The organism is Pseudomonas sp. PDM24 (genome assembly GCF_019218905.1).
Taxonomy (GTDB): Bacteria; Pseudomonadota; Gammaproteobacteria; order Pseudomonadales; family Pseudomonadaceae; genus Aquipseudomonas.
The window spans coordinates 744,749-756,980 of the sequence record NZ_JAHUWR010000001.1 but is presented as its reverse complement, the minus strand read 5'-3'; the positions used below and the strand labels follow the sequence as shown (position 1 = coordinate 756,980).

Below are 12,232 nucleotides of genomic sequence, written 5' to 3'. Positions count from 1 at the left end.
CCGGCCTCTTCGCGAGCCCGCTCCCACAGGGGATCTGCTGTAAACCCGTTTTTGCGATCGCCGCAGATCAAATGTGGGAGCGGGCTTGCTCGCGAAGAGGCCCCAAGACCACCCTCCTGTTTCCGGTTAAATCACACCGAATCAGGCCCAGCTTCAGCCGCCAACATATGCGCCTTCAAAAACCCGATAAACGCCGTCACCTTGGGCGACGGCAAATGCTCCCGAGCCGTTACCGCATTCAGGTCCTGTGGCGGCCCGATCCATTCCGGCAGCACCCGACGCAGTCTTCCCGCGTCCACATCGGCCTGCATGCTTTGATCCATGCCCAGGCTCAACCCTTCGCCGGCACACAATGCATCTTTTAGCAGGGCAGGATCATTGGCAATGATGGTCGGCTCAACCCGATAACTGCGCATTTTGGCGCCAGCCTTGCGCAACGGCCAAACGTAACCCACATCGCGACGAGCCTGATGCAGCACCAATGTGCGGTGTTGAAGCAGTTCGTCCGGCGTCGCCGGCAGGCCGTGGCGCTCGATGTACTCAGGCGCGGCGTAGATGCCCGTGGCGTAACTCGCCAGGCGGCGGGCGACCAGACTGGAATCCGGCAAGGCGCCGAGGCGCAGCGCCACATCAACCTCCTCGCCGACCAGATCCAATGGCACGTGGGACGCCAGAATCTCCAGTCTGATGTGCGGGTACGCCTGACGAAAACCGGCCACCAACGGTGAAAACCAACTGACCCCAAACGAGTACGGCACCGTCACCCGCAGCCAGCCGCGCGGATCATCGCGCAGTTGATGCACTGCCAGCTCGGCGTGTTCCAGGGTGGTGGCGATGTCCTTGCACTGATCAAAGTAAACCGCCCCCGCCTCGGTCAGGCTCAACTGGCGCGTGGTACGGCGCAACAACTGCACACCGATGGCCTGTTCCAACTCGCGCACGCGGCGGCTGACGGTCGTCTTCGGAATCTGCAAGGCATGGGCGGCGGCGGTGAAACTGCCCAACCTCACCACGCGCACAAACACCAGCGTGTCATTCAAGTCCCGGATCATTCGAGCCACCTGCGAGGGAAAATCAAGATGGCTCAATTGTGCCACTGACGGCACATTTCATACCGCTTTTATGGGCTAATCAGCGTCGCGGGTGGCACCTATCATCGGGGCTCTCAACTGGAGAACCCTCATGAATCTGAACGAATATGTAACCTACGACGGTATCGGTCTCGCGCAATGGGTGGCGACTGGCGAAGTCACGTCGGCTGAACTGGCGGAGCTGGCCATTGCCGCCGTGCAACAGGTCAACCCGCAAATCAACGCGGTCATTGAACACTGGTCGCCCACTGTCACCGAGGGCACGGGGCCGCTGGCCGGAGTGCCCTTCCTGATCAAGGACCTGGCGATTACCTCGGCCGGCCGCCGCGTTGAGCTGGGCAGCCGATTGGCCCAAGGCCTGGTGGCCGAGTCGGATTCGTACCTGATGCAACGCTTCAACGCCGCCGGCCTCGCCACCCTCGGGCGCACCACCACCCCGGAAATGGCCTTTAGCACCGAGACCGAATCCGTGCTCCAGGGCCCGACCCGCAACCCATGGGACACTCGGCTGTCGGCCGGCGGTTCGAGCGGTGGTTCGGGGGCCGCGGTCGCTGCCGGCATCGTGCCAATTGCCCATGCCACTGACGCAGCGGGTTCGATCCGCGTACCGGCATCTTACAACGGGCTGGTCGGGCTGAAACCGACGCGCGGCAGAGCCTCGAACGGCCCGGCGCTCGATGAGGTATTTGCCGGTTTCGGCGTACAACTCGGTCTGTCTAGAACCGTCCGCGACAGCGCGGCGTTGATGGACATCGTCCAGGGCTATGCGCCGGGCGATCCTTACTACACCGCTGCACCGGCCGAAGGTTTTCTGGCGCAGGTGGGACGCGATCCAGGACGCTTGCGCATCGGCCTGCTCGACACACCGTGGAACGGCGCCGCACTGGATCCCGAGATTGCCGAGGCCACCTTGGCCGTGGCCCGTGAACTGGAAGCGCTCGGTCATCGCGTGGAACGAGTGACCGCACCACTCGGTACGTCATGGGATTCATTCGTACAGGCCAACGCCCACATCTGGTGTGCCACCCTCGTGCGCTGGATCGACGGGCTCGCCGCGACCACTTCACGGCCCATCGACCTGAGCACCCTGGAGCCCGCCACCCTCGCCTGCTACGCGTACGGCCTACAGGCCCGCGCCGTGGAGTTCGCCGGCGCGCTGGAAGTGCGTAACCTCATCGCCCGCAGCGTGGCCGGTTGGTTCAACGACTTCGACGTACTGCTGACGCCGACCCTGCCGCGCCTGCCCCACGCCCTCGACACCTACAGCCGTGGAGCGCAAACCATGGACGGTTTGCAATGGACTGCGCGGGTCTTCGAGCACTCACCGTTCACACCGGTGTTCAATGTGGCGGGGACGCCGGCGATGTCGTTGCCGCTGGCCATGTCCCGCCAGCAGGGTTTGCCCATAGGCCTGCAATTTGCCGCGCGATTCGGGGCTGAGGAGGTGTTGTTGCGGTTGGCCGGGCAGTTGGAGCAGGCGCTGCCGTGGCATGAGCGCAAGCCGCGGATTTGGGTCGGCGATGATTGAGTCAATGCCCCGACAACGACAGGGGTGGCGGCTGGAGATATCGATTAAACATTGTCTGTTTATCGGTCTGTGGGTTTTGTAGTGGATGGGACGGCCTCTTCGCGAGCAAGCCCGCTCCCACATTTGATCGGTGTTGGTCACAAATTTCGTGATCACAGTAGATCCAGTGTGGGAGCGGGCTTGCCCGCGATGAGGCCAGCACGAACCCCCTCAAACATAACCGCTGGTTTATTTACTACTCACGGATAACTAAACCCCTTAACCAACGTCAACTCCCCCACCGCCCGCATTGGCACCAGGAACGTTTCCATCTTCTCGTTCGGCGTCCCCTCTTCCGTAATCACCGTAATCTGCGCCGTGGTCAGCGGCTGGACCGCATCCTCCTGCCCCTCCTCATCACTGCGATACCCGCCACCGTAGTAGTTCACGTACACCAGGTATTGCCCCTTGATCGGCGCCGGCATGGCGAAGATTTCCGGGCCGTAGCCGGTGGTGACGTCGACGTCGAGTGCGCCGCCGTTGGCCGCGACGCGGTCGCCGTACCAGATGTGGCCGCCGTCAGGCGTGACGACATGCAGGTCGAGGTCGGTGCCATCGCTGTCCCAGGCCAGCAGCACTCGCAACTTGGCCGGGGTGGCGCCGCCGCTGGTGTTGAGGAATTGAGTGCGATGGCGTTGTTGACCATCGGGGCTGCGGACCTCAACGCTGTTGCTGCCGTTGGGGAATGAGAACGGGCGATCGTAGCGGCCGGCGGGGTCGATTTTCAGCGGCATGCTGACGCCGTTGACGATCAGCTTGCCGGGCTCATTGCCCTTGGGCGTGGATTTGATTTGGCCGGTAATGCGAGCAGTGTTGGCCTGCCCCACCGGTGTGTTGACCGAGGACGCCGGGTAATTAACCGTCTGACGAAAGTTTTCGCCTTCGCCTTCGGGCGCGCCTGTGCGCCAGCCGCCGACGGGCGTGTCGAGTTTGACCGCGCTGTCGGTGGCGAACGTGGTCGGCCATACGCAAAAAGAACAAAGGAACAGGAGGACCTGTGGGTAACGGAGTTTCATGGCCTATTCCAGCAAGAGGTGGCGGGCGAGCCCTTCGATGTAGGTTTCATCCTGGCCGTTGGGGTGTGCTTCGAAGGCCAGGTGCAGGTATTCGTGAGTCAGGTCGAGGCGGTCTTGCAGCGACAGCACGCCGCGCACGTAAATGCGCTGGCGTTCGCGGTCGACAAAAGGACGGCCGAAGGCCAGGCGGCAGACGGCGAAAGTGTTGACTTCGTTGTAGCCAACTTCGCTTTCCAGCTGTGGACGCCAGCCTCGACGTTGTTTTTGCAGCCAGTCTTGCGCGGCGGGCAATGCGTCGCAGGAAGCCACTGGATTGTCCCAGCGGCTGAGGCTGGCGCGCGGGTAAGCGTGCAGCAGGATGGCGTCGTAGCGTTGACCGGCATTGGCCTGTTCGACGGCTTGCAGCCAGGAGAGTTTGTCCGGCCCCGGTTGGTCGGAGTGATAGGTAACGTTGCTGCCGGCCAGGACCAGGTCGCTGGTCCACGCGGCGATGTTGCGCGACTCGCTCGCGGCTGGGCGTGGGGCGACGCGCTGTCGGCTGCTGCTGTCGTCGATGCTCAGGCAGTCGCCGTTGCGGGCGGCGTTTTGCAGCAGGTAGGTGCGGATCGCGACGCTCAAGGCTTTGGCGGCTTCGGCAGGTTCCGGTCTGGCTTCGCGCTGCAGGACGCGGGCGACGTATTCTTCGCGGTCCAGGCGGGCGACGAGTTTGTCTTTGAGCAGGAACAACTCGCCGTCGCTATGGATATCGAGTTGATTGCCATTGGCGAACTCGACGCGATAGTCGCCTTGCAAGGGCCCGGGCGCTAACACGCGATCCCCCGACAGCACGCGTTTCAGCGGATAACGCGCGAACAGACCGACCTCGACGCACTTCCCCGCCTCCGCCGGCCATGACGAAGGCAACGCCGTCGCCAGTGCCTGACCGTAATTGCGCAAGACCATTTGACTGGTGCCGCGCCCACCGGCCCAGATCGGCGTGCCGTCCGCCGTCCAGCCAGCGAACCCGCCCTGACGCGATGAAGGATCCTGATCCCCCAACCAACTCCAGGTTTTCACCCGCAACCGGCCGCCAAGCTCACCGACGACATTGCCGTCAGCAGCATTCAGCACCACATCAAGCAAGACCCGCCGCGCCTGATCCTGTGCCGGCATCACGGCCAATACCTTCAACAACTCAGCCACCGAAACCCGGGTCTGCGGTTGCAACGACGGCAAGTCCAACAGCCACTTCGGCGCTTGTCTCGCCTGCCAATACTCGCGCCACTCAGCACCGGCAATGCCCAGCCGTGCAGGCTCAAAGTACAACCCGCAAGACTTCACCAACGCCTGATCACGACCGATCGTGCCGCCCGCGGTGCAGCAATAGACTTCTTCCTTCGATTGCCCGCGACACGCATAAGCCGGTTCACGCGCGCCGGTGTCCACCAGCCAGCCGTAGACAAACAGCTTCCACAAACTGCCCAGCGGCGTCTGCAGATCAGCAGGCAATGGCTCACGCGAGATCACCTGAGTCTGGCTCAACGAAAGCAATTCATCCTTGAAGCCCAGTCGCAACGGCTCGTCCTGCGCTGTCGCCAGCGCAGGGATCAAACACAACAGCCACCAGACCAAACGCCGGGTCATGTCAGTTGACCGTGACCTGGCCGAGCGCCTGCTTCTGTTCCTGAGCCTGGTTCTGCGGTGCGTAAACCTGAGTGAAACGCACCGGCGGCAGGTTGAACTGACCTTTTTGCGAGAAGCGCACCAGATGACGCAGGCGCAATTCACCGCTCAAGGCATCCACCGGAACCGCATAAGCCATTTGCCCCGGTTCGAAACGCGCCTTCTCCAGCGAAGTCGGCTCGGTGCCGGCCTTGCCCATCAGCTTGATGCCCCACGTGGTGCGCTCGACGTCCGCACCCGGCGGCAGCGGCACTTCGAGCATGCCGTAGCGCAGCGGTTTCGCGGTTTTGCTGGTGATGATCACTTCGTCCAGGTACAGGCTGTCGCTGGACAATGGCTTGGTCCCGACCGCTTCGAGTTTGAATTCGAACGCTTCGTCACCCGGCACCAGGCGCGACAGGCGACGGGTGATGGTCACGGCCATCGGGGTCACTGGCGGTTTCTGGGTCTGATAGCTCAGCGCGGCACGCAGCGGGCGTTCTTGCGTCCCGCTCAGCGACAACGTTGCAGGCACGGTTGCAGCGCCTTGCCATGTCCAATACATCTCACCGGTATCACCGTACTTTTTCTTCCAGCCTTCGCCCGGTGCCAGTGCGATGGTGGGCGAGGCCTGTTCGATGCTGCGTTGCAGCCAGGTCAGCGCCAAGGCGCGTTCCAGGGTCGATTGCTGCGGCAACAGGCGTTGCAACAGCGCTTGCGCATGCGCCTGATCGAAGGCTTGCAGCGACAGGTTCAACGCTTCGACAAACGGCTGGGAACTGGCGGCCACTTGTTGCTGCGCTGCCTCCAGTTGACCATTGAAAGCCTCCGGCAGATTGACCTTGGCCTGACGCGCCAACGATGCGGTCAACAGCCGAGCACTGGCCAGCCCCAATGCCGAATCCGGATCGCTCATGACGAGGCTCTCTTCGCCATCGTCCATCACGCTCGCCCCATGACCTTCGCCGGCTTTCACCAAGTCGTCGATCAAACCGCTAAGCAGCGTGTTCACCGGCAATTGCATCTGTTTGGCAAACGACAGAATCAGCGCCCGCTGCAACAGTGGCGTGTTCTGCGACTGCTTGGCGTACACCTCCAGCACCCGCTGCCAATGCTCCGGCGGCAGGCTCAGCTCCAGCGCTTTGCTGGCGTGCCAGTCGGCGTAGTAGGCATACGCGGTGAGGAACGCATCCGGCTCACCGTCAAAGCCCCACCAGGTGAAGCTCGCCGACGGACCGGCCATTTGCACCAACCGCAGGCGGCTGTTCTGCATGATCAAACGCAAGCGATCACGGATCTGCGGGTTCGACGACAAGGTTGGATAAGCGATGCTCAACGGCAGCAAACGGCTGGCGGTTTGCTCGACGCCGCCGTACGGATAACTCAGCAAATCATCGAGCGCCGAACGGAACAGCGCTTGCGGGCTGTCATCCAGACGCAGGCGAATATCCGTGGCGTCTGCCGGCAAGGTCAGCGGCGTATCACCGCTGGCCACGTCCAGGCTTTGGCTTTGCGTTACCTGCCAGCCTTCGCCGGTCGCGGTCAGGCGCACGGCCAGGGCATCAGCGGTTTTGCCGTCCTGCACCAGTTCGGCGGTCCACTCGCCATTGGCCACTGTGAACGCGGGCAAGGCGATGTAGTTGATGCCGTTGTTCAACGTGACCGGGACACGTTGCTCGGCGCCCGCGTAATGAATCACCAGCTCAGCCTTGACCGGTTTCTCGGCCTGACTGAACGCGAACACACCGAGATCCGGTTTGTCGCCGTTGCGGAACTTGGTCGGGCCGCTCCACTTCAGGTACAGCGGTTTTTCCGAGCGCACGAACTGCTTCTTCTGCCCGACCTGACCGTCATCAGCGATGGCGCGGGCGGTGATGCGCCAGCGCGTCAGCGAGTCCGGCATTTTGAAGGTGAAGCGGGTTTTGCCATTCGCATCGGTGATCAATTCAGGCTGCCACGCGGCGGTGTCGACGTCTTCGCGACGTGGCCGCTCCAGCACTTTCACGCCACGCTCGCTGCGGTTGGCTTTGCCCGGCGCGCCTGGGCTGCCCGGCAATGCCACGTCGTAGCTGATGAACGACAAACTGGCGCTGGTGCGCACGTTGTTGCGGCGTGGGTGATAGAAGAACTGGTCGATGGTCGGCGCGACTTCCGGTTGCAGGGCGTAGACCATCTCGTCCACGACACTGACCGTCAGGTGCGCCGGAATGGCTTTGCCGGCGAACTGGGTAGCGAGGTCGACAGTGACGGTATCCCCTGGTTGATACGCCTCTTTGTCGGTAGTGATCGCCACATCGATTTGCGGCGCGACAACCTTGATCCCGGCGTTCTGGAAGCTGTACTGACCGCCCTTGGTGTAGAGCACGGAGAAGGTCAGGTTCGGCGCGAAGTTGTCCTTCACCAGGATGCGCGCGCGGTACTGGGTTTCGCTGATTTTTTCCATCTTCAGCCAATCGCTGCCCTTGGACAGCAGCGCCGTGGCCTCGACCTTGTCGCGCTCCAGCGACAACAGCGCATCGATAATCGGCTCGGGGAAAGTGATCAACGCGAGGGCTTCGTCGCCGGCCTTGTACTCGGGTTTATCGAGGACGATTTCCACAGTGCCGGGTACGGCTTTGACGCCGTCGCCGGTGACCGAATGACCGGTCGCGCCAAGCACGCGGCCGTGATCATCCTTCAGCGTCAGGTTGTAAGTGCCCGGACGGTCGAAGGCCAGGGTGAAGCCTTTATCTTTGGCGGCGAGTTTACCTTCGCCAGTGGTCTGATCCTCCAGACGCACCCAGCTGTAGCTGCTCGGGTTGACCGCTTTGCTCTGCTCGCTGCCACCTTCGTTGGCATAGCTGAAGGCAACCTTGCCGCCCACCGCGCTGAACCGCTGCGGCGCGCTCAGGCGGAAACTCGCAGCACCGCGATCGATGAGGATTTCCTTGGTGGTCTTGACCCGATACGCCGCGCCATCGCTGGCGAACACGGTGAGCATGTAGCGGCTCGGTTTCTCGGCGGCGGGCAGGTCGAGGCTGGCGTTGCCCTTGGAATCAGTGGTCAGTTCGGCGCTGGTCAGTTCCACCGGGAATTGCCCGAGGTATTGCAGCTCGTTATCGACCATCGACAGTTGTTGGGCACGCAGGCTAAGGCTCAACTTGGCGTTGGCCACCGGTTTGCCATCCGGGTACAACAGCACCAGACTGCCCTTCACCGGTTCGCCGGTGCGGTAATCCTGCTTGGCCAGGTTCATGGAAATTTCGAAGTGCGGCTTGATGTATTCAGCGACGCGGAAGGCGCTGCTGTAGGCCTGATCCTTGTAGCTGAAACGCAGCTCATAGCCGCCTGCCACGGCGTTGTCCGGCAACTGGAAACGGCCCTGAGTACCGGCCTTGGAATCAAGCTTCAGCGCCAACGATTGCAGCGCCGTGCCCGTGGCATCGAGCACAGTGACATTGACGTCGGCAGCGGTCGGCGCGACGGAATCCCGCGCATTCTTGAACTCGCGGCCGACGATTTTCAGCGACACCCAATCCCCCGGCCGATACAGCGGCCGGTCGGTGAACGCATAAAGTTTGGTGTCGTAGATTTCGCTGTCGTAGTAGAAGTTCTCGGAGACGAACACCCCGCCCTCTTCGTCCTCGCCGATCACGAACGAACGCTCCGGGCTGACGTGTTTCAGACGCAGCAAACCGTCGGTGTCGGTTGCGCCGCTGCTCATCACGCCCAGGCCGTCGGTCCACAGCACATTGACCTTGGGCACCGAACTGCCTTCGTGTTTGCGCGCGGCCCAAACCAGCAATTCATCGCCAGCAATCTTGCTCACGGCCACGGTGTTGGAGACGAAAACCATGGTGGTCGCGCGGTATTTGCCGACCAGTGCTTCCACCAGGTACAGGCCCGGCTTCAGGTTGCCCAACGGGATGTACACGTTGCCCGGCGAGACACTGACGAACTCGCTGGAAGAACCGGCCAGGTTCACGCCCTCAGGCGGCTGGATCGGTTTGGCTTGCCACAGCGGATAACGGAATTGGCTGACCACCGGCAGGCCCGGAATCAAGGCGAATTGCGGCTGTGCGTCGTAAGGCGTTGGCGCGGCGATGGCAGTGCCCATCTTCAGTTCCGGCACCTCCTCGGTAACTTGTTTACGCGATTCGTAGGAAAACGCCCGCTGCATCACCCGACGGGATTTGCGGTACCAGTTGTCCCACAGGTACGCGAGGGTGTTCGACAGGCCTTCGCCCTTGAACTGGCCGTCACTGACCACGCGGTGCAGGTTCTTCTGGCGCTTGAGGAAATCCAGCGGCTTGTCGATGCGATACACACGAATGTCTGCGCCGCCGTAAGGCTCCATGCGGAACCGGCGGTAATCGCGGCCCGGCGCTTCGAGGCGAACCATCGCCTGTTCATCGCTGGCGAAACTGCTGTCGGCCAGCAGGAAAAAACTTTCACCGGCCACCGGCGTGTAGCCGCTTGGCTCGACGGTGTCTTCGGCGTTGACCGTGGATAAAGGCGCCAGAAGGGCCAGCAGCAATGGAATTCGAGAGCAAATGCGCAGCATGCGGGCACCGATCATTGGGAGAGGAAGTTCAGTCGATAGACGCCGATGAAGTTGGGGTTGGCTGCGTCGGGTATCCATCGGGTGTCCTTCCATGTCATGAGTTGTTGCAGGCTTGCGGAGCGCATGCCGTTGTCGGTTGGGGTGGTGGTACCGGTGTGATAGGCGATGAAGCGGCCCATCCAGATCATCAGGTGCTGGTCGTCGCCCTGATCGAAAAACATCAGGTCGCCGGGTCGGGCCTGGGCCAGATCACGGCCGACCAGATGACTGTTGAACTGAATCAGTTTGATCGCGTTGACGTAAGGCCCGACCTTGCCGCCGCCCTGCTGCCATTGCTGGGCAAGGCTGCGTTGGGCATCGCTCAGTTGCAGTTCGGGCGGCAGGTAGCGATTGGACAAGCCATTGCTGCGCAGCCATTTGTCGTCATGGACTTTCAGCGCTTCGTTGGCGGCAAACCGCACCAGCCCGGCGCAGTCCTGCTGATACCAGCGCGGGCTCGGGCCTTGGGTCAGTTGTTCCTGGGCGATGCGCACGAACCAGGCGCGGAATACCTGGGATTGCTGCGGGTCGAGCGCTGCGGCTTCGCTGGCAAAGGTGCGAGTCCCCAGCAGCAACGCCAGCAGGCCGAGGCCTCGGATAAGTGCTGTCACAGGGCTTTCCACTCCAGCGGCAGCCATTGCCAGTGGCCGTCGGGCTCGCTGCCTTTAGGCAAGGTCAGGGCATATTTGCCATAGCCGCCGAGGGTGCGCAGTTTCGGGATCAGGTAGGTTTGCGCGGCGTTGTAGAACACCGGCTCCATGTCTTGCGGCAGGCTGTCGAGGGTTTCCTGTTGCATCAGTTGCGCCATGGAGTCCGGGCCGAAATAGATCGGCATCAGCAGGTCTTTCGGCACGACGTCAGCCATGGGCGGGAAGCGTTTGTCGAGGGTGCCGAGGGCTTTGTCGACCAGTTTGTCGTCAAGGGAGAACAGCAGCGTCGAACCGTGGCGAGCCAGGCTGACGCGCATAAAGGCTTTGCCGGTGATCGCGTCCGGTTGCTCGGCATCCTTGGCTTTATAGGGGCCGAAATTGGAGCTGACCTGGCGCTGCCACTGATGGGTCTGGCCTTCCTGTTTCTCGACCACCGGGAACGCGTGCTCGGCGACGTTGCCTTCGTAGGCGCCGACCATCGAGCCGAACAAGTTGCCCAGATCGCCGTCGAGCTTGGCGCTGTCATCGTCATTCAGGCTGGCCACCAGCAGCGGCGTGTACAGCCGCGAGTCGGCGTACCAGCACAAGCCGGCGGCACCGGCCATGTGTTCGGTCAGGGCTTGGGCCACGGCGTCGTCGGCACCGAGTTTCACCAGCAGCGGTTTCTGTTGTTCGGCGGCCAGTGGCAAGGTCACGCAAGCACTGGCGCCCATCGGCATGGCTTGCCAGATCGGTTTGAAGTCGAAGTCTGGCTGGTTTTCCAGTTCGTCCATGGCGAGGAAGCTGTGCCAACCCTTGTCGTCCATGTCGAAACGCAGGCCGGCGAAATTCGGGATGAAGCGCTGGTAACCCATGGCCAGAACGCTGGAGTTGACCGAAAGGCGTTGTTTTACCTCAGGCGCGCGGGGTTGCAGGCCGAAGGCTTCGGGGAACAGTTTCTGGCCGCCGAGCAGTGCTTCCAGCGATTCGGTCGAGACCATGCCGGGTTCGTCGACTGGACCGTGGCCGGCGTCATAAAGCTTGGCCGGATTGGACAGCACCACCAGTTTGTCGCCATGAGAGGCGAACAGCAGCGCTTTGCTGTTGTTGTAGGTGAGTTGATAAAGCGGCACCACATCGCCGGCGACCTTGATTTCAGCCAGCTTGCTCAGCTGCGTATCACCCAGCGCCACTTTCGCCAGCGGCTCCAGCACCTTGGCCAGCCCGCCGCGATCCATCACCAACAGGAAATCCTTGAGACGCCCATCCGCCCCGCGCCACAGCGCCACGTCCGCCGGTTGATCGAACAGCTGCTCGATCAGGCTGTCCTGCAATTTCAGGTCATGCTCGTAAATGATCCGCCGCAGACTGCCGATCAAACCGAGACGATCGGCGTGGGCCTGGTAATAGAAGACGAAATCTTCGGTCAGGGTTTCCTTGAGAAACGGTACCGCCAGCAGATCCTTGGGCAGTTGGCTCAGGGAATGGGTTTCGAGCAAACCGTCCGGCCGGCCCATGCCCAGTTTGTCACTGGCCAGCTCCGCAGGCGGAGCCTTGGGTTTGTTCAGGAACCACCCCAACCCGCCCGCCACGCCGGCCACCAGGCACAGCCCGATGACCAGCGCCGGCCAGCGACGGGAAGTGTTGGCGGCAGGTGCATCGGCGGCAGCCGGGGAAACAGTGTTATCACTCATGTTCACAAACCC

At 62.3% G+C, this 12,232-nt stretch carries 7 protein-coding genes; 1 reads left to right on the top strand and 6 read right to left on the bottom strand.

The features are described 5' to 3' along the window. Positions 1-131 precede the first annotated feature (131 nt). Positions 132-1,052, bottom strand: coding sequence for a LysR family transcriptional regulator (locus tag KW837_RS03535; protein ID WP_218394532.1), 921 nt, complete (start codon positions 1,050-1,052; stop codon positions 132-134). Between the two features lie 130 nt (positions 1,053-1,182). On the opposite strand from KW837_RS03535, the gene KW837_RS03530 reads away from it, so the two are divergent. Continuing rightward, positions 1,183-2,619: an amidase gene (locus tag KW837_RS03530; RefSeq protein ID WP_218394531.1), complete on the top strand. Its 1,437-nt coding sequence runs from the start codon at positions 1,183-1,185 to the stop codon at positions 2,617-2,619. A 239-nt stretch (positions 2,620-2,858) separates the two neighbouring features. Here the strand turns inward: KW837_RS03530 and KW837_RS03525 are convergent, their stop codons facing one another. The 5 genes from KW837_RS03525 to KW837_RS03505 are packed head-to-tail and all read right to left on the bottom strand — an operon-like array spanning position 2,859 to position 12,220. After that, positions 2,859-3,674 carry a YfaP family protein gene (locus tag KW837_RS03525; protein ID WP_218394530.1) on the bottom strand — a complete coding sequence of 272 codons (816 nt, stop codon included), beginning with the start codon at positions 3,672-3,674 and terminating at the stop codon, positions 2,859-2,861. Between the two features lie 3 nt (positions 3,675-3,677). Further along, positions 3,678-5,297: a DUF2300 domain-containing protein gene (locus KW837_RS03520; RefSeq protein ID WP_218394529.1), complete on the bottom strand. Its 1,620-nt coding sequence runs from the start codon at positions 5,295-5,297 to the stop codon at positions 3,678-3,680. A 1-nt stretch (position 5,298) separates the two neighbouring features. Further along, complete coding sequence (locus KW837_RS03515; protein WP_218395144.1) at positions 5,299-9,873, bottom strand: alpha-2-macroglobulin; 4,575 nt, start codon at positions 9,871-9,873, stop codon at positions 5,299-5,301. After that, positions 9,870-10,535 carry a DUF1175 domain-containing protein gene (locus KW837_RS03510; protein WP_256348518.1) on the bottom strand — a complete coding sequence of 222 codons (666 nt, stop codon included), beginning with the start codon at positions 10,533-10,535 and terminating at the stop codon, positions 9,870-9,872. The genes KW837_RS03515 and KW837_RS03510 overlap by 4 nt, the downstream gene beginning before the upstream one ends. Then, positions 10,505-12,220, bottom strand: a complete 1,716-nt coding sequence (locus KW837_RS03505; RefSeq protein ID WP_218394528.1) for a DUF2138 domain-containing protein — start codon at positions 12,218-12,220, stop codon at positions 10,505-10,507. Before KW837_RS03505 ends, KW837_RS03510 begins: the two co-directional genes overlap by 31 nt. Positions 12,221-12,232: the final 12 nt, after the last annotated feature.